This is a genomic window from Prauserella marina (genome assembly GCF_002240355.1).
Lineage (GTDB): Bacteria > Actinomycetota > Actinomycetes > Mycobacteriales > Pseudonocardiaceae > Prauserella_A > Prauserella_A marina.
Window position 1 is genome coordinate 3,280,239 of the sequence record NZ_CP016353.1, and the last position, 16,829, is coordinate 3,297,067.

The window sequence follows — 16,829 nt, forward strand, 5'->3', positions numbered from 1 at the left end:
CGCCACGGGGCCGCCACCGGGGTGGCTGCCCCCGGGAGGGGGCCGGAGGTGTCGCGTCACTCGCCTCGCCACACAGGTGCGCGTTTTTCCTTGAAGGCCAGGGCACCTTCCCGTGCGTCGGCTGACGAGCGCACCGGCTCCGCGAATTCGTCCTGCTTGGTGAATGCCTCGTCGGCGGCCCAGTCCCTCGACGCCGTGATGATCGCCTTGCTGGCCCGTACCGCGAGTGGACCGTTTCGCGCTATGAGGCGTGCCAGTTCGATCGCGGTTTCCTTCGCCGCGCCGGGTTTGGTGAGCCGGTTGACGAGGTGAACCTCGGCGGCGACGGCCGCGGACACGAACTCACCGGTCAGCGCCCACTCCACGGCCAGGTGGTACGGAACTCGTTCCCGCAGCCGCAGCAAGCCACCACCCGCCGCGACAAGACCGCGCCTGACCTCAGGCAGTCCGAAGACGGCATTGTCGGCCGCGACGATCAGGTCACAGGCAAGCACGACCTCGAAGCCGCCCGCGATCGCATGCCCCTCGACGGCGGCGATCAACGGTTTCACGGGTGGTTGCCGGACGATCCCCGCGAACCCGCGCTCCCGCACCGAAGGACGCTCACCGGCGAGGAACGCCTTGAGATCCATCCCGGCGCAGAACGTCGATCCCGCTCCGGTGACGACACCCGCGACGAGATCGTCGTCGGCGTCGAGTTCGCTCATGGCGGCCGCGATACCTTCGGCGGCCTCGGTGTTGATCGCATTGCGTGCTTCGGGCCGGTTGATGGTCACGACAAGGACGCCGTCGATCCGTTCGGTCAGGACGGGGGAGTCGGTCACGGTCTGCTCCTCACTGCCGGGTTCAGCTCGATCATCGTCGGTGATGCGAGCGGCCGGAGGGAATGCCTGAGCGCGCATCTCGCCGTCCTGGGTGCGGATCTCGGCGTCCCCGACGCGCAACTCGGCGGCCTGAGTGCGGAACTCGCGCTCCTGAGCGGGGGACTCGCACGGGGCGTTCCTCCTCGGGCGCTCGGCGGCTACCGTGAACCGGTCTCGACAAGTCGCCGCCCGGTTCGCTGCCAAGCGAGGCCAGAAGGGACCCGCCGTGTACCGCATGATCGTCCAGTACACCCACCCCGCCGACCCTGACAAGTTCCTCGCCTACTACCGCGACGTGCACGCCCCGCTCGCCGCCGGGCTGCCCGGCCTCGTCTCGCTCGACTGGGTGGCCTGCGAAACCCTCGACGGCTCGCGCGCACCCCACTTCCTCATCGCGACACTCACCTGGAACAGCAAGGCCGACGCACTCGCCGCGCTCGGCTCGCCGCAAGGAAAGGCCACGACCGCCGACCTCGCCAACTTCACCGATCCCGCGACCGTGGCGGTCGACTTCGGTGAGGTGAACCCCGGCTGAGCCCCACGGCCGGGCACCAGGCTCAGAAGTCGGGCAGCTTCTCCGTGATCATGCGCACCGCCGCCTCGACACCCGCGCAGGACTTCGCCGGGTCGTAGTCACCGCCGGAGATGACCACCGACGAGGTGCTGGTGACGGAAAGCGTCGCCAGGCAGTCGGTGTCCGACTCGGCGTAAGGCGTGTAGACGTTCCAGGTGTGCCCGCGCGCGGTAATGGTGCGCTGGCCGGGTTCCTCCGCGTAGGGCCACCTTTCGGCCGCCTGCTCGGGTTCGACGTAGACCACCATCGCCTTCACGCCGTCATCGCCGTCGGTGGAACGCCACTCGCACCCGGTCCGCTCGCTGGTCACCTTTCCGTTCGCCGACAGGGACAGCTCGCCGGTCTGCTCCGGAGTCAGCAACGAGCACGCGTCGACCCCGTCGAGCGGCGTCGGCGGCGGGGGAGTCGAAGGCGGAATGGTCGCCCGCTCCCCACCCGGCAGGTGCCCCGACACGTAGCGGGCCGCTTCCTTCGGCAGGTCACAGGAGGCCGAGGGGTTCTCGTAGTCGGTGTTCATCATCGCGACGAACTTGTCATGGCCGAACTCGGTCCCGATGATGCAATCGCTGAGATCCTCGGCGATTGCATCATCGGGATAGCGGTGCCAGGTCAGCCCGCCGACCTCGAAGGAGTCGATCGGCTCCCGCCAGTTCATGTACTGGTCGAGGGAGAACTCCGTCCCGAGTGACACCGACAGCAGGCCGGTGGCCAGCTCGTCGGTCAACGCCCAGTAACAGGTCGGCGGCAGCAGATTCCCGGGCTCGCCGGGAGTGAAGTCACCTTCGGCGACGAGACCAGCGGCCGTGGCCTCCTCGGCGGTGAGCAGATCGCACGGCTCCCCTGTGAGCGGGTTTGGCGCGCCCGGCGGTGAACCCGGTCGCGCGGAGCCCGAGGTGATACTGGTGCAACCAGCCATCATCACGATCAGTAACAACATGAGACCGGCTCGCGACCATCCACGTCTGTGCACTGTGCTCGTCCGCTTCCGCCCGTTCTGTCCTGACCTGCCTCGATGTCGCGTCGCGGCATCCGGTCAAGACCATCACACGGCTGAGTCAGCCGCGGCAGCGGGGGCGGTGTCAGCGGCGCTGCTCAGTACTGTCGGTGAGCAAGCCGTGCTGGAGCGCGCGCAACACGGCACGCGTGCGATCCCGTACCCCGAGCTTCGTCAGCAAGCTCGACACGTGATTCTTGACCGTGCCCTCGGCGAGGTGCAGCGCGGTGGCGATCTCCCGGTTGGCGAACCCGCCCGCCAGCAGCCGCAAGATCTCCTGTTCCCTGTCGGTCAGCGGCAACGGAGGCGGCAGGTCGTCGAAGTCGTCCGGTGTCGGAAGCTGGTCGGTGGCTTTCAACAGCCGGTCGGTCAGCGCGGGCTGCACCAGGCTCCCCCCGGCGGCCAGAACCCGGATCGCGTCGATCAACTGCTCAAGCGTGACGTCCTTGAGCAGGTAGCCCTTCGCTCCGGCGCGCAACGCCCGCAACACGAGTTCGTCGTCGTCGAACGTGGTCAGCACGAGTGTCGGGGTCGCGATGCCGGCCGCCCGCATCGCGTTGAGCGTGTCGATGCCGTCCTTGCCCGGCATGCGCAGATCCAACAGCAGCACGTCCGGGGTGTCCGAGGCCAGCATCGCCAGCGCCTCGTCCCCGTCGGCGGCCTCACCGATGACACTCACCTCTGGCGAGAGTTCGAGCAGGCTCCGGACCCCGTGCCGCACCAAGGTCTGGTCGTCGACGATTCCCACCCTGATCATGCGGTGGGAACCTTCGCCTCGACCCTGAATCCGGCGTGCGGCCGGAAGTTCACCGCACCACCGAGTTGTTCGACGCGTTCCCTGACCCCGGTCAGCCCATTGCCCAGCCGCAGCAATTCCGCTCCCTTACCGTCGTCGTGTGCGCTCAGTGTGATCTCACCGTCCTCGTTCTGTCCGATATGGATCCACAGGTTCTCCGCCTCCGAGTGCTTGATCGCGTTGGTGACCAGTTCCTGCACGCAGCGAATGAGCGTCGCCGCCCGAGTCTCGTCGGGCTCCACAGTGTCCTCGACGGTGACCTTCACCCTCGGATGCGGCAGGTCGGCCGTCATCTCGACCAGCGCCTCCCGCAGCCTGGCCGGTTTTGCCCGCAGCTCGCCCACCGCGACCCGCACGTCACCGAGCAGGTCCTTGGCCAGCCCCCTCGCCCGGGACACATGATCGCTCGCGCGTTGCCCCTCGGTCCGGGAAGCCACCTCCAGTTCGAGGACGAGCGCGGTCAACTGGTGACCGAGCAGATCATGCAATTCCCTCGCGATGCGCAGGCGTTCGGCCGACCGGCTCGATTCGGCGAGCAGGGCGGTCGCCGTGCGCAGCTCCGTGTTGGCCACGGCCAGCCGCTCGCTGATCTTCTCGGTCCGCAACTGGCTGAACACCGCCCACACCGCGGTGGACTGGAGCAGGCCGTAGATGAGGGCGCCCACGACCACCGAACCGGGGCTACCGCCCGCGAACGCCCCGGCGAGGGCGACGATGCCGGTGTTGACGACGAGCAGCGTCATGGTGGTCCGCCTGCTCGCCACATGCGCCGCGATGGCGGTGCTGAACACGAGCAGGATCGGTGTCCAGCCCGCGGCGGGCGCCAGCAGCACGGTCCCCGCGCCGCCGATGGTGACCAGCACGAACAGCGCGGGCACTCCGACGGCCTTCTGCATCTTCTCCGACAACACCAGCAGAAACGAGCCGAGCCACCCGAGGTAGGCCAGCAGCCACACCCAGAAGGGGCCGGTGGTGACGTCCTCGCCCCGAATCTCGCCGAGCAGCACGGGGGAGCCCACGAGCAGGCACACCAGCGCCAGGCTGGCCAGCCCGATCAGCTCCATGCGGGATTCGGTCGATTCGGTCATACCCCGCAGGTTACGTGGTCGCTCCTCGGCCCACCCGTGCCGGAAGTCATGGCCCGCATTCATGACCTCAGGCACGCGATTTCCGCCGCGATGATCAATAGCGTTCCTGGCATCGGATACGACAAGTGGAGGTGACCATGACCGTGATCGCGGTCGACGCGCTATGCAAGAGCTACCGCGACACCGAGGTGCTGAGGGACATCAGTTTCGAGGTCGAGCGGGGCGAGATCTTCGGCATCCTCGGCCCCAACGGGGCGGGAAAAACCACGACCGTCGAGTGCCTTTCCGGGCTGCGCGTGCCCGACAGCGGGTCGGTCGACGTCCTCGGGCTCGATCCCCGCAAGGACCGGGCGCGGCTGCGGCAGGTACTCGGAGTGCAGTTGCAGAACGGGATGCTCCCCGACGGGCTACAGGTCGTCGAGGCCGTCGAGCTGTACCGGTCGTTCTATCGCACCGGAGCCGACCCCGGTGAGCTGATCTCCGGTCTCGGACTCACCGAGAAACGCAAGACCAGAATCTCCGATCTCTCCGGAGGGCAGTTCCAGCGCCTCGCCATCGCGCTCGCGCTGGTCGGAAGGCCACGGATCGCGATCCTCGACGAGCTGACGACCGGGCTCGATCCGCAAGCCCGAAGGGACACCTGGCGGTTCATCGAGAACATGCGCGACTCGGGCGTCACCGTGATCCTCGTGACGCACTTCCTCGAGGAAGCACAACGACTGTGCGACCGGGTCGCCGTCATTGACAAGGGCAGGATCGCCGCGCTCGACTCGCCACTCGACCTCATCAAGAAGGCAGGCGGGGAGCCACGGGTGACCTTCCGCACCGAACGGCCTTTCGACACAACGGCTTTGCGCTCGGCCGACGGCGTGACCTCGGTCAAGACGCACGGCACCCAGAACCCGGAAACGGTCGTCACCGGAAGCGGCAACCTGCTGCTGACCGTCACGACCGTGCTCGCGGCCCAGGGGATCGCCCCGCTGGAGACCCAGGTGCAAGCCGCCTCGCTCGACGACGCCTACTTCGCCCTCATCGGGCACGATGCCAAGGAGCTTCCCGCATGACCACCACCATGGACAAGGCAGCCATGGCCAAGACCGGTGTCCCGCTGGCCGGATTCGGCAAACTCGTTGCCAGCGAGGGAAAACTCGTCCTCAGGGACACCGCCGGAGTGGTCATTCCGATCGGGTTGCCGATGCTCATCATGCTGATGAACGGGATGGGTTCCGACGGCGAGCGCATACCCGAGTTCGGCGGGCTCCCGGTACTGGACGCCATCGTCGTCCCGATGACCATCGTCATGGTGGTGGCGCTCGTCGGCGTCGTCAACCTGCCGTCCTTTTTGGCCACCTACCGCAAAACCGGTGTGCTGAAACGGCTTTCGGTGACCCCGATGCCGCCCATGCTGGTGGTCGTCGCGCAAACGGTGGTCAGTTTCGTCCAGTCGCTCATCGGGGTGGGCCTCGCGATGCTGCTGGCCGTGCTGGCCTTCGACGTCTCCGCCCCGCGATCACCGCTGCTCGCGGTCGGGGTGTTCCTGTTGCTCGCCGCGACCATGTACGCCGTCGGCATGCTCGTGGCCGCGGTGTCGCCGACGCCGAACTCGTCCGTCGCGATCGGCCTCGTAGGGTTCTTCGCGATGATGGCCAGCGGCGGAGGTTTCGGTGGCAAGGAATCGCTTCCGGAATGGCTGGCCACCATCGGCGAGTACCTGCCCTACGGCGCCGGTATCGACGGGCTCAGCGCGGCGTGGATGGGCGTGGCACCTGATGCGCTCCCGTTGCTCGTCAGCGGTGGCATCGCGGTTCTCGCCGCGGGCGCCGCGATCATGGTCTTCCGCAAGAACTGACCGTGATCGCGGCTCGCGGGGCGGTCAGACCCCCGCCCTGCGAATGGCGCGGGTGCCGACGGCGAGACCGGCCGCCGCGACGAGGATCGCGGCGGCCAGTCCGCCTGCCACCGCCGAGGACATCAGTTCACCGCCGAACAACGCGCGCTGCGCTTCCACCACGTAGGTCAGCGGGTTGACCTGCGAGGCGATCCGCAGCCATGCCGGGCCGCCCTCGACGGGCAGCATCATCCCGGCGAGCAGCAACACGGGGAACAGCACCGTCTGCTGCACCGTCCAGAACAACCATTCCTTGTTCTTCGAAGCCAGCGCCAGCGTGTAGGACAGCGCGCCGATGCCCACCGAGAACACCCCGAGTATCACCAAGCCCAGCAGCGCGCCCGCCACGTTGAGCCGGAACCCGAACGGCACCGCGACAAGCACGATGATCAGGGCTTGCGCGAACATGGGCACGATTTCCTTGAGCGCTCTGCCCACGATGAGCGCGGGCCTGCTCAACGGCGAGACGAGCATCCGCTCGTGCGATCCGGTCTGGATCTCGAACAGCAGGTTCGCGCCGGTCGCCGAGGCGCCGAACAGGCACGACATCACCACGATGCTCGGTACGAACCATTGCAGAGCCGACCCGCCCACCACCGAGCCGGGGAGCAGGGGAGCGAACAGCGCGAGGAAGATCAACGGCTGCACCATGGAGAAGATCACCGAGAACGGGTCCCGAAGGACAGGGCGCAGTTCGCGGCTGAACACCGCGCCGGTGTCGGAGACGAACGTCGACCCGCTCATGCCGCGACCTCCCCGGCGCCGGGCTCGCCTTCGCGCAGGCTGCGGCCGGTGAGCGACAGGAACACGTCGTCGAGCGTCGGCCTCGCGACCTCGACCCCGGCCACGGGAACGAGCGCGTCGTCGAGTGCCCTCAGCAGTTTCGGGGTGAGCTGGGCTCCGTCGGCCAGTTCGACCTCGACGCCGGAGCCGTGGTGCCGCAGCGGTGCCGTTCCGGCGAACGCGCCGATCGTGACCATGGCCTTCCGCGCGTCGTGATCGTGGTCGAACCACAGCTTCACCCGGTCACCCGCGTGCGCGGACTTGAGCGCGGCAGGGGTGTCGTCGGCGATGACGGTGCCGTGGTCGATGATCACCACCCGCTCGGCGAGCTGATCGGCCTCTTCGAGGTAGTGGGTGGTGAGCACCATGGTCGTGCCGCTGGCTTCGCGCAGGTCGCGCACGTGCTCAGCGAGATTCGCGCGGTTCTGCGGATCGAGGCCGGTAGAGGGCTCGTCGAGGAACAGCAGCGGTGGCGTGTGAATGAGGCCCATCGCGATGTCGAGTCTTCTGCGCTGGCCGCCCGACAGCGAGGACACGACCCTGCCGGCGACGGCGTCGAGGCCGAGGGTGCCGATCAGCTCCGCCGCCCTCGTCTTCGCTGTCGCCGTGGTCAGGCCGTAGGCCCTGCCCTGGCTGGTCAGTTCGTCGCTCGCGCGCTGACTGTGCGCGGCGCCGTTTCCCTGTCCTATGTAGCCGATCCTGCCCCGCACGGCCTTCGGTTCCGTACTGACGTCGTGCCCTGCCACGAGCGCGGTGCCCGAGGTGGGACGCAACAGGGTGGTCAACATGCGCAGAGTGGTCGACTTGCCCGCGCCGTTGGGGCCGAGCAGCGCCACCAGTTCGCCGTGCTCGACGTGAAGGTCGAGCCCGCTCACCGCCTCCACTTTCTCTTTCTTGACGTTGAAATGCCTGGTCAGTCCGCTGGCGCGGATCATCGTCGAGGTCATGAGCACTACGCTAAAGTCGTCAACGGCCACTTTCTGACCGCAATAGGAAGCAGTCTGGATTCATGGCGAACACGAGCGCGCGCATGCTGCGATTACTGTCCCTGCTGCAAACCCACCGGTTCTGGCCTGGCGGCGAACTGGCTGACCGGCTCGACGTCAGCGAGCGCACGTTGCGCCGCGACATCGACCGGCTGCGGGAACTCGGATATCCCGTCGACGCCAACCGCGGGGTCGCGGGCGGCTACCAGCTGCGCTCGGGGGCCGCCATGCCACCGCTGCTGGTCGACGACGAGGAAGCCGTCGCGATCGCCGTCGGACTGCGGACGGCGGCAGGCGGAGCCATCGCCGGTATCGAGGAGATCTCGGTACGAGCGCTCACCAAGGTCATCCAGGTCATGCCGCCCCGGCTGCGGCGAAGGGTCGACGCGCTCCAGACCTACACCGTGCCCGCGGTAGCGGGCGGGGGCCCCACCGTGGAAGCAAGCGTGCTGACTGTGCTCGCCCAGGCATGCAGGGACGACGAACGACTGCGCTTCGACTACACCGCACGCGAGGGGGAACAGACTACGCGGCTGGTCGAGCCACACCGGCTCGTATCGCTGGGACGCCGCTGGTATCTGGTGGCCTGGGATGCCGAACGGCACGGCTGGCGCAGCTTCCGTGTCGACCGGCTGGCCGACCCCGTGCTCACCGGCGCCAGGTTCCGTCAGCGGGAACTGCCCGCCGCCGACGCGGCCACCTACGTGCAGGAGCGGATCGCGTCCGTGCCCACCCGGTACCGGGTGCGGGTGACGGTGCGAGCGCCCTCGGACGTGGTCAAGCGGGCGGTGTGGGACTGGGGCACGGTCGAGCGCGATGGCGAGCACTCGTGCACGCTCGTGATGAACGTCGACACGTTCGAATGGCCTGCCTTCGTACTCGCCACGGTCGGTGCTGACTTCACCGTGATCGAGCCACCCGAGCTGCGGGACTACCTGCGCGCGACGGGCGAGCGGTTTCTCGACTGCGTCAAATGATCATGCCGGGAACCCCGGCCGCGGCCAGTGTTCGGCGCCTGCGCAGCCATACCTTGCGGGTTCCGTCGGAATAGAGGCGGACGTTCGACAACTCCCATCCCGAGTACTCGGCCTGGATGGAGAGCTGGACGGTGGCCGAAACGCGGGACACTCCGGGTGGCAACTGCACCCGGCGGTATTCCCAGTCCTCGTCGACCACCGCTTCCACATTCGTCATGGAGTGACCACCTGGATCCCTTCTCCGGCCGCCGAGCCAACGACGACCTGTGACGTCTGTGGATCGACGGTAACCGAATTCGGCTGACGAACGGTCGGCAGACGGAACTTTTCTGTCGGTTCACCTCCCTGAACATCGAATCCGACCACCTCGTTGCTGCCGGTCAACGTCACCCACGCCAGGTGCCGCCGCTCGTCGTAGGCGATGTCGTAGATACCGCCCGGCACCGGGTACCGCTGACGCATCAACAGCGGATCCGTCGAGAACGCGAGCAGCGCGCCACCGCGCGTGTCGGCGACGAGCACCCTTCCGTAGGAATCGGTCACCGCGTTGGTGGCACCCATCCCGGCCCGCAGCCCCTCGTTGACCGTCCCCGCTTCGAGGTCCACATCGAACACCGCGGTGCGCAGCCGGTCCAGCACCACTGTCTTGTCCCCGCTGACCAGTACGTCGTCGGCGCTGTAGAGGTCGTCGGTGATCGTCTTGACCGTGCGGTCGCCCTCCAGCACCCCGATGCCCTTGCCGTCCCGCAACGCGACCAGGGTCTGACCGCCGCGCTCGGTGGCCGCGACCGGGCCGCCCTCGACGGCGACGGTAGCGACCTCGCCGGAAGGAAGGCTCACCCTTGCGATCTCGTCGGCCGCGCGCATGCTGATCAGCACGGCACCATCGGTCAGCGAAAGGTCGTCGGCGGCAGAGGGCAGTGCCACCGATTTCGGTGGCTCCGTGAGCGCGTCCAGGTCGTAGAGCAGAACCTGCGCGGGATCGGCCGTGGCGACCACGAGGGTGCGGCTCGCCGAGTCGGCAACCGTGGCCGTCACGTCCTCGCCAAGCGGCAGCACGGTGCCTGCCGGGGTGGCCTCCGGCTCAGGGGAGCGGGCGGCGACAGCGGCCGTCGGATCGGCCACGACCTGGAGCGCGTCACCTCCACCGCCGTCCTCCGACGAGCAGCCGCTGAGCAGGACGATAGAGACAGCCGCAACGGCGACAACCCGGCGCACAGGTCCTCCGGAAGTGAATGAGTGGTTACATCCCAGCTTCTACCAGGATGGAAGACGGCGTCACGCCGCTGTAAGCAGGGCCATCTATTTCGGCCACCGCTCCGGGTAGCCGAACTCGACGGCGCTCACGTCGTCGAGCGCCGCCTTGATCGCCACCGGCAGCCTCAGCTCCTCAGCCACCAGCGAGCCGGAAAGCTGGCCGGTGTCCCTGGCGCCGACGACGGGCGCGACGACTCCCGGCCGGTCCCGCACCCACGCCAGCGCCACGGCCAGCGGCGACGTGCCCAGCCCCTCGGCCGCGGTCACGACCGCCTCGACGATGCGCGCCGCGCGTTCGGTGCGGTGCTGCTCGACGTAGCCCGCGTAGGTGCTCGACGCGCCCCGGGAATCGGCCGGCGTCCCGGTGCGGTACTTGCCGGTGAGCACCCCCCTGCCGAGGGGTGCCCACGGCAGCAGGCCGATGCCGTGGTGGGCCGCCGATGGCACGACTTCCCTTTCCACGCCTCGCTCCAGCAGCGAGTACTCGACCTGGGTCGACACCAGCCGGTGATCGCGCAGGCCCATCGCCGCCGTGGCCAACTGCCAGCCCGCGTAGTTGGACACCCCCGCGTAGCGGACCTTGCCCGTGTTGATGGCGAAGTCGATCGCGCTCAGTGTCTCCTCGACCGGAACCGCGCCGTCCCACGCGTGCAGCTGCCACAGGTCGATGTGGTCGACGCCGAGCCTGCGCAATGAACCGTCCAGCGCCGAAAGCAGCGCGCCACGCGAAGCGCCCCCACCGAACGGCCCCTCCGTGCGCCTGGCGACGGCCTTGGTCGCCAGCACGATGTCCTCACGGGGCACGAGATCACCCAGCAGCGAACCCAGCAGCCGCTCGCATTCGCCCTCGGCGTAGATGTCGGCGGTGTCGACGAGTGTTCCGCCTGCGTCGACGAACGCGACGAGCTGGTTTGCTGCCTCCTCGGCATCGGTCGCGGTCGCCCAGGACATGGTCCCCAGGGCCATTCTTGACACCTTCAGGCCGGAGGTGCCGAGCTGGCGGCTTTCCATGGGTAGCCACCCTAACCGGCGGCGCGAGAGCGCTTAGCCGCAAGGCGAGTAAGGCCGCGATCATCCGCCCGATAGTGTCGGCGCCCGTGCGATTGGGATTGAATCTCGGGTATTGGGGCGCCGGTAACGACGCCGCCAATCTGGCGCTGGCGAAGCGCGCCGACGAACTCGGCTACGCGGTGGTATGGGCGGCGGAGGCATACGGTTCGGACGCGCCGACCGTTCTTGCCTGGATCGCGGCCCAGACCAGCAACATCGACGTCGGAAGCGCGGTGTTGCAGATTCCCGCGCGTACCCCCGCCACGACCGCGATGACAGCGGCCACACTGGACAGCCTCTCCGGCGGCAGGTTCCGGCTGGGGCTCGGTGTCTCCGGCCCGCAGGTGTCCGAAGGCTGGCACGGGGTCCGCTTCGGTGCGCCGCTCGCGCGCACCCGTGAGTACGTCGACATCGTGCGCATGGCGCTGCGAAGGGAACGCGTGCGTTACGAGGGCACGCATTTCCGGCTGCCGCTTCCCGACGGGCCAGGAAAGGCGCTGCGCCTGACCGTGCATCCCGAGCGCGAGCGCATCCCCGTGTATCTGGCCGCGATCGGTCCCCGCAATCTCGAACTCACCGGCGAGATCGCCGACGGCTGGCTGCCGGTCTTCTTCTCACCGGAACACGCTGGCGATCACCTGGCCGCGATCAGGGTGGGGGCGGAGAAAGCGGGCCGGGATCTCGGCGATTCCGGATTCGACATCGCGCCGACGGTGCCGCTCGTGCCCGGCGAAGACTGGAAAACCTGCGCCGACGCGGTCCGCGCCTACGCCGCACTCTACATCGGAGGCATGGGGAGCAAGGAACACAACTTCTACAACCAGCTCGCCTGCCGCATGGGCTTCGAGGCCGAAGCCGCACTCATCCAGGAGAAGTACTTGGCCAAGGATTACGAGGCCGCGATGGCGGCCGTGCCGCTGGGCTTCCTCGACGCCACGGCGCTGCTCGGCCCGAAGGAACGCATCGCCGAACGCATGCGGGCCTACGCCGATGCCGGTGTCACGACGCTCACCCTCTCGCCCGCGCTGCCCGACCAGGACGCGGCCGCGGGGGCGCTGCGGACCGCCGTCGAGGCGGCCGAGCTGGCGGGGGTGGCGTGATGGGCTGGTTCGAAGCGCTCGTACTCGGTGTCGTGCAGGGACTCACCGAGTTCCTGCCGATCTCCTCAAGTGCCCACCTGCGCGTGACCGCCGCGTTCGCCGGCTGGGGCGACCCCGGCGCCGCGTTCACCGCGGTCACCCAGATCGGCACCGAGCTGGCCGTGCTGCTGTACTTCGGCAGGAAGATCGTGCGGATCATCAAGCACTGGTTCTTCTCGCTGTACAAGAAGGAATACCGGCACGATCCGGACTCGCGGCTCGGCTGGCTGATCATCATCGGCTCGCTGCCCATCGCGGTACTCGGCCTGCTGTTCCAGGACCAGATCGAGCACGTGTTCCGCGACCTGCGGATCACCGCGACCACACTCATCGTGTTCGGCTTGCTGCTGTTGCTGGCCGACCGGATCGGCAAGCAGGACCGCGACCTCGACCACCTGACCGTGCGTCACGGCCTCGGGTTCGGGTTCGCGCAGGCAATGGCGCTGATCCCCGGTGTCTCCCGCTCGGGCGGCACCATCACCGGTGGTCTGCTGCTGGGCTACAAGCGAGCCGACGCCGCCGAATACGCGTTCCTGCTGGCCGTTCCCGCTGTGCTGGCCTCGGGTCTCTACCAGCTCGTGAAGATCGGCGACGGCGAAGGGCCCGCGTGGGGCCCGACGATCCTGGCCACCGTCGTGGCCTTCGGAGTGGGGTACCTCGTCATCGCGTGGTTGATGTCCTACATCAAGAAGAACAGCTTCCTGCCGTTCGTGATCTACCGGGTCGCCCTGGGAGTGCTGCTGTTCGTGCTCGTGTTCACCGGTGTGCTCGACCCCAACGCGGGCCCGGTCGGCTCCTAGGCCCGTAGGGTGGCGGTGTGGCAACCGTCATTCTGCTCAGACACGGTCGCTCGACCGCCAATGGCTCGGGGGTGCTCGCGGGCCGTGCCTCCGGCGTCGGCCTCGACGAAACGGGCCGGTCGCAGGCACAGGATCTCGTGCGGCGGCTGACCGGCGTCCCGCTCGCGACGCTCGTCAGCTCGCCACTGTTGCGCTGCAAACAGACGGTGGCTCCGCTGGCGGCGAGCGCGGGCCTCGCCGTCGGCACCGACCGCCGGTTGTCCGAAGTGGATTACGGGGACTGGACGGGCAAGGAGATCAAAGCGCTGGTCGGCGAACCGCTGTGGCGGGTCGTGCAGACCCACCCCTCCGCGGCCGTGTTCCCCGGAGGGGAAGGGCTGGCCTCGGTACAGACGCGAGCCGTCGCCGCCGTCCGCGAACACGACGGCGTGGTCACCGCGCGGCACGGTGACCACGCCGTGTGGCTCGTCTGTAGCCACGGCGACGTGATCAAGTCGATCCTCGCCGACGCCCTCGGCCAGCACCTCGACAGCTTCCAGCGCATCGTGGTCGATCCTGGTGCCCTTTCGGTCGTTCGCTACACCGAGACGCGGCCGTTCGTGTTGCGGGTCAACGACCACAGTGACGACCTCACCGGCGTCGTGCCCGCCCCGCCGGCCCGGCGGAAACGGAAGAAGAAACTCTCCTCCGACGCCGACATCGGAGGCTCAACGGGACGAAAGGACCGGTCGTGACGCGCAAGGACATCAACCCGCTACTGGTGCCGAGCGAACTGCCCTACCAGTTGCCGCCCTTCGACCGCATCGGCGACGAGCACTTCCTGCCGGCCTTCGAAGTCGGCATGGTCGAGCACACCGCGGAGATCGCCGCCATCGCCGACGATCCCGAGCCGCCGACGTTCGAGAACACGATCGAAGCCATGGAGCGGGCCGGCGCGTTGCTCGGCAGGGTGTCCTCGGTGTTCTTCAACCTCGCCGCGGCCAACACCAACGACGCGCTCCGCGAGGTACAGGCGGAGATCGCCCCGAAGCTGGCCGCCCACACCGACGCGATCCACCTCAACCCCGCGCTCGCGGCGCGGGTCGAAGACCTCTACCAGCGCCGAGAGGAGCTGGAGCTCGACGCCGAATCGGCGTGGCTGTTGCGCCGCTACCACCTCGACTTCCAGCGGGCCGGGACCAACCTCGACGAGGACGGCCAGCGGCGGTTGCGCGCACTCAACGAGGAACTGTCCTCGTTGTCCACCACGTTCCAGGACCGGCTGCTCGCCGACACCAACGAGCTCGCGATCCTCCTCGACACCGAGGAGGAACTGGCGGGGCTGCCTGCCGACGCGATCGCCTCTGCCGCCGAAGCCGCCGCCGAGCGCGGCGAGGACGGCAAGTACCTGCTCAAGCTCAGCCTGCCGACCGCGCAGCCGGTGCTCGCGTCGCTGTCGAGGCGCGACGTGAGGGAACGGGTCTTCCGCGCCTCCACCTCGCGCGGCAACAACGACAACGACCACGACACCAAGGCGATCATCGCGAAAATCGCCGAGCTGAGGGCCCGCCGCGCCACGTTGCTCGGCCACCCGCACCACGCCTCCTACGTCATCGAGGACAACACGGCGCGGACCCCGGAAGCCGCGCTGGGGTTGCTGCACCGCCTCGTTCCGGCTGCCGTGGCCAACGCCAAGGCCGAAGCGGCCGAACTACAGGCCGAGATCGACGCGGGCACCGAACCGGGATTCGCGCTTCAGCCGTGGGACTGGGCCTACTACGCCGAGCGGGTCCGCAAACGCCGCTACGACATCGACGATGCCGAGCTGCGGCCGTACTTCGAGCTGGAGCGGGTGCTCAAGGACGGCGTGTTCTTCGCCGCGACCCGGCTCTACGGCATCACCTTCACCGAGCGCACCGATCTGCCGCGCTATCACCCCGACGTCCGGATCTTCGAGGTCACCGACGCCGACGGCGGCGAACTGGGCCTGTTCCTCGGCGACTTCTACACGCGCGACGCCAAGCGCGGCGGGGCGTGGATGAACAGCTTCGTCGAGCAGTCCCGGCTGCTGGGCGAACGGCCGGTCGTCGTCAACAACCTCAACATCGCCAAACCCCCGGCAGGGGAGCCGGCCCTGCTGACCTACGACGAGGTCGTCACCGCCTTCCACGAGTTCGGCCACGCGTTGCACGGGCTACTTTCCGACGTGCGGTACCCGACGTTCTCCGGGCCGAGGGTCGCCTCCGACTTCGTCGAGTTCCCCTCACAGGTCAACGAGATGTGGGCGCTGTGGCCGGAGGTCCTCGCCAACTACGCGCGGCATCACCGCACCGGCGAGCCACTGCCAGGACGTCTGGTGACCAAACTGGAGGAATCCCGCGCCTACGGCGAGGGGTTCGCCACCACCGAGTATCTGGCTGCTTCGCTGCTCGATCTCGCGTGGCACACCATCGGCGTCGACGAGTCCATTGAAGATGCCCGGAACTTCGAGGCGCAGGCGCTGGAGAAGGCGGGAGTCGCCGTACCGGCCGTGCCGCCGCGCTACCGCTCGACCTACTTCGCGCACATCTTCACCAATGGTTACGCGGCCGGCTACTACTCCTACATCTGGAGCGAGGTGCTCGACGCCGACTCGGTGGAATGGTTCCGCGACAACGGCGGGCTCAGCAGAGCCAACGGAGACCACTACCGCAGGGAACTGCTCGCGCGGGGAGGCAGCATCGACTCGATGGACGCCTTCCGTGCCTTCAGGGGCCGTGATCCCGAGATCGAACCGTTGCTTGCCCGAAGGGGGCTCGCCGGGGCCTGACCAGTAACGATCTTCGACAGTGGCGGTGTCGTCACTGTCTGCTTTTGCAGTCTTCGTCACCTTTTTCGAGTAAAGCGTGCCTAAAGTCCAGGATGTACGTCGAACCGATGTCCGGCGTACACCACGGACACCGACGGATATCTCGGATATCACGGACACCACGGAAAGAAGAAGACTGTGCACAAGGGACGCATTACGTTCGCGGCCGCCATCGCCGCCGTCGCGCTGGGGCTTTCCGCTTGCGGTAGCGAGGAAGAGGGAACGCCCGCCGCGGGCGAGCCCACCACCGCCGCGAGTTCGGCCGAGGCCGAAGCGCCGGAGTCGTCGGAAGCCGACGTGCCTGCCGACAGCGAGGACAGCCCATCGGCCGAGGACGTCACCGCGCCCGGCACCGAACTGAAGACCGGCGAGACCGCCGTACTCCCGTTCACCTACGGCACCGACAAGAGCGGCACCATCGGGGTGACCGTCACCGACATCGAGCAGGGTGACTCCGCCGACCTCGCCGAGTTCGGCGACAGGGCCAAGGGTCTCGTGCCCTACTACGTCAAGATTTCCGTCGAGAACCTCGAAGGAACCGACCTCGCCTACTCGTCGGTGTCGCTGCGCGCGGTGACCGGCGACGGCCGCGGTACCGGCGTCGTCATCAGCGGTGACGTCGAAGGCAAGTGTGAGAGCGACAGCGCCCCGCGGGAATTCACCTCCGCCGGTGCCACCTATGAGACCTGCGTCCTCCAGGCCGCGCAGGAAGGCGTCGACGTCGTCGGCGCCGAGTTCGACGACGGTGACGCCTACCAGGACGAGCCCGTGACCTGGGTCAAGTAAAACCCCGCGAACGACGAGAGG

Annotated in this window: 18 protein-coding genes; 9 read left to right on the plus strand and 9 right to left on the minus strand. The window is 68.1% G+C overall.

What is annotated here, in order from left to right; all coding sequences use genetic code 11:
* Nucleotides 1-56: 56 nt before the first annotated feature.
* The gene (locus BAY61_RS15340; RefSeq protein WP_245866130.1) at nucleotides 57-944 is read right to left on the minus strand and encodes a crotonase/enoyl-CoA hydratase family protein; all 888 of its coding nucleotides are present in this window, start codon (nucleotides 942-944) and stop codon (nucleotides 57-59) included.
* Between the two features lie 154 nt (nucleotides 945-1,098).
* On the opposite strand from BAY61_RS15340, the gene BAY61_RS15345 reads away from it, so the two are divergent.
* On the plus strand, nucleotides 1,099-1,398 hold the full coding sequence (locus BAY61_RS15345; RefSeq protein ID WP_211323585.1) for an EthD family reductase: 300 nt from the start codon (nucleotides 1,099-1,101) through the stop codon (nucleotides 1,396-1,398).
* Between the two features lie 22 nt (nucleotides 1,399-1,420).
* On the opposite strand, the gene BAY61_RS15350 is transcribed toward BAY61_RS15345, so the two are convergent.
* The 3 genes from BAY61_RS15350 to BAY61_RS15360 all read right to left on the minus strand — a co-directional run bounded on the left by BAY61_RS15350 (nucleotide 1,421) and on the right by BAY61_RS15360 (nucleotide 4,315).
* Nucleotides 1,421-2,374 (minus strand): DUF3558 family protein, encoded by a 954-nt coding sequence (locus tag BAY61_RS15350; protein ID WP_091804282.1) that lies wholly within the window; start codon nucleotides 2,372-2,374, stop codon nucleotides 1,421-1,423.
* 142 nt (nucleotides 2,375-2,516) lie between these two features.
* Nucleotides 2,517-3,188, minus strand: a complete 672-nt coding sequence (locus BAY61_RS15355) for a response regulator (protein WP_091804285.1) — start codon at nucleotides 3,186-3,188, stop codon at nucleotides 2,517-2,519.
* Complete coding sequence (locus BAY61_RS15360) at nucleotides 3,185-4,315, minus strand: sensor histidine kinase (RefSeq protein WP_170140188.1); 1,131 nt, start codon at nucleotides 4,313-4,315, stop codon at nucleotides 3,185-3,187. The genes BAY61_RS15355 and BAY61_RS15360 overlap by 4 nt, the downstream gene beginning before the upstream one ends.
* Nucleotides 4,316-4,452: 137 nt before the next feature.
* Here BAY61_RS15360 and BAY61_RS15365 point away from each other — a divergent pair, with 137 nt between their 5' ends.
* On the plus strand, nucleotides 4,453-5,379 hold the full coding sequence (locus BAY61_RS15365; protein WP_091804291.1) for an ABC transporter ATP-binding protein: 927 nt from the start codon (nucleotides 4,453-4,455) through the stop codon (nucleotides 5,377-5,379).
* Nucleotides 5,376-6,164, plus strand: a complete 789-nt coding sequence (locus BAY61_RS15370; protein WP_091804294.1) for an ABC transporter permease — start codon at nucleotides 5,376-5,378, stop codon at nucleotides 6,162-6,164. The genes BAY61_RS15365 and BAY61_RS15370 overlap by 4 nt, the downstream gene beginning before the upstream one ends.
* A gap of 24 nt (nucleotides 6,165-6,188) precedes the next feature.
* On the opposite strand, the gene BAY61_RS15375 is transcribed toward BAY61_RS15370, so the two are convergent.
* On the minus strand, nucleotides 6,189-6,947 hold the full coding sequence (locus tag BAY61_RS15375) for an ABC transporter permease (RefSeq protein WP_091804297.1): 759 nt from the start codon (nucleotides 6,945-6,947) through the stop codon (nucleotides 6,189-6,191).
* Nucleotides 6,944-7,921, minus strand: coding sequence for an ABC transporter ATP-binding protein (locus BAY61_RS15380; RefSeq protein ID WP_091805200.1), 978 nt, complete (start codon nucleotides 7,919-7,921; stop codon nucleotides 6,944-6,946). The genes BAY61_RS15375 and BAY61_RS15380 overlap by 4 nt, the downstream gene beginning before the upstream one ends.
* A gap of 74 nt (nucleotides 7,922-7,995) precedes the next feature.
* Between BAY61_RS15380 and BAY61_RS15385 the strand changes: the two genes are divergently transcribed.
* Complete coding sequence (locus tag BAY61_RS15385; protein ID WP_110057700.1) at nucleotides 7,996-8,949, plus strand: helix-turn-helix transcriptional regulator; 954 nt, start codon at nucleotides 7,996-7,998, stop codon at nucleotides 8,947-8,949.
* Here the strand turns inward: BAY61_RS15385 and BAY61_RS32910 are convergent.
* The 3 genes from BAY61_RS32910 to BAY61_RS15395 form a co-directional block, all read right to left on the minus strand.
* Nucleotides 8,942-9,166: a DUF5703 family protein gene (locus BAY61_RS32910; protein WP_110057701.1), complete on the minus strand. Its 225-nt coding sequence runs from the start codon at nucleotides 9,164-9,166 to the stop codon at nucleotides 8,942-8,944. The genes BAY61_RS15385 and BAY61_RS32910 overlap by 8 nt on opposite strands.
* Nucleotides 9,163-10,167: a YncE family protein gene (locus BAY61_RS15390; RefSeq protein WP_091804300.1), complete on the minus strand. Its 1,005-nt coding sequence runs from the start codon at nucleotides 10,165-10,167 to the stop codon at nucleotides 9,163-9,165. The genes BAY61_RS32910 and BAY61_RS15390 overlap by 4 nt, the downstream gene beginning before the upstream one ends.
* Before the next feature lie 84 nt (nucleotides 10,168-10,251).
* Nucleotides 10,252-11,217 (minus strand): aldo/keto reductase, encoded by a 966-nt coding sequence (locus tag BAY61_RS15395; RefSeq protein WP_091804303.1) that lies wholly within the window; start codon nucleotides 11,215-11,217, stop codon nucleotides 10,252-10,254.
* 86 nt (nucleotides 11,218-11,303) lie between these two features.
* Between BAY61_RS15395 and BAY61_RS15400 the strand changes: the two genes are divergently transcribed.
* The 5 genes from BAY61_RS15400 (at nucleotide 11,304) to BAY61_RS15420 (ending at nucleotide 16,808) form a co-directional block, all read left to right on the plus strand.
* Nucleotides 11,304-12,356 carry an LLM class F420-dependent oxidoreductase gene (locus tag BAY61_RS15400; RefSeq protein ID WP_091805203.1) on the plus strand — a complete coding sequence of 351 codons (1,053 nt, stop codon included), beginning with the start codon at nucleotides 11,304-11,306 and terminating at the stop codon, nucleotides 12,354-12,356.
* Nucleotides 12,356-13,195, plus strand: coding sequence for an undecaprenyl-diphosphate phosphatase (locus BAY61_RS15405; protein ID WP_091804306.1), 840 nt, complete (start codon nucleotides 12,356-12,358; stop codon nucleotides 13,193-13,195). Before BAY61_RS15400 ends, BAY61_RS15405 begins: the two co-directional genes overlap by 1 nt.
* A 17-nt stretch (nucleotides 13,196-13,212) precedes the next feature.
* Nucleotides 13,213-13,929, plus strand: a complete 717-nt coding sequence (locus tag BAY61_RS15410; protein WP_091804309.1) for a histidine phosphatase family protein — start codon at nucleotides 13,213-13,215, stop codon at nucleotides 13,927-13,929.
* Entirely contained in the window at nucleotides 13,926-15,983 is a 2,058-nt protein-coding gene (locus BAY61_RS15415) for a M3 family metallopeptidase (protein WP_091804311.1), read from the plus strand. Before BAY61_RS15410 ends, BAY61_RS15415 begins: the two co-directional genes overlap by 4 nt.
* A 177-nt stretch (nucleotides 15,984-16,160) precedes the next feature.
* Nucleotides 16,161-16,808: a hypothetical protein gene (locus tag BAY61_RS15420; RefSeq protein ID WP_091804314.1), complete on the plus strand. Its 648-nt coding sequence runs from the start codon at nucleotides 16,161-16,163 to the stop codon at nucleotides 16,806-16,808.
* Nucleotides 16,809-16,829 lie beyond the last annotated feature (21 nt).

Bases quoted from the DNA above. Each gene is read 5' to 3' on its own strand.
- BAY61_RS15355 (WP_091804285.1), bottom strand. From the start codon at position 3,188: ATGATCAGGGTGGGAATCGTCGACGACCAGACCTTGGTGCGGCACGGG.
- BAY61_RS15350 (WP_091804282.1), bottom strand. From the start codon at position 2,374: ATGTTGTTACTGATCGTGATGATGGCTGGTTGCACCAGTATCACCTCG.
- BAY61_RS15405 (WP_091804306.1), top strand. From the start codon at position 12,356: ATGGGCTGGTTCGAAGCGCTCGTACTCGGTGTCGTGCAGGGACTCACC.
- BAY61_RS15360 (WP_170140188.1), bottom strand. From the start codon at position 4,315: ATGACCGAATCGACCGAATCCCGCATGGAGCTGATCGGGCTGGCCAGC.
- BAY61_RS15365 (WP_091804291.1), top strand. From the start codon at position 4,453: ATGACCGTGATCGCGGTCGACGCGCTATGCAAGAGCTACCGCGACACC.
- BAY61_RS15375 (WP_091804297.1), bottom strand. From the start codon at position 6,947: ATGAGCGGGTCGACGTTCGTCTCCGACACCGGCGCGGTGTTCAGCCGC.
- BAY61_RS15345 (WP_211323585.1), top strand. From the start codon at position 1,099: ATGATCGTCCAGTACACCCACCCCGCCGACCCTGACAAGTTCCTCGCC.
- BAY61_RS15380 (WP_091805200.1), bottom strand. From the start codon at position 7,921: ATGATCCGCGCCAGCGGACTGACCAGGCATTTCAACGTCAAGAAAGAG.
- BAY61_RS15395 (WP_091804303.1), bottom strand. From the start codon at position 11,217: ATGGAAAGCCGCCAGCTCGGCACCTCCGGCCTGAAGGTGTCAAGAATG.
- BAY61_RS32910 (WP_110057701.1), bottom strand. From the start codon at position 9,166: ATGACGAATGTGGAAGCGGTGGTCGACGAGGACTGGGAATACCGCCGG.
- BAY61_RS15370 (WP_091804294.1), top strand. From the start codon at position 5,376: ATGACCACCACCATGGACAAGGCAGCCATGGCCAAGACCGGTGTCCCG.
- BAY61_RS15385 (WP_110057700.1), top strand. From the start codon at position 7,996: ATGGCGAACACGAGCGCGCGCATGCTGCGATTACTGTCCCTGCTGCAA.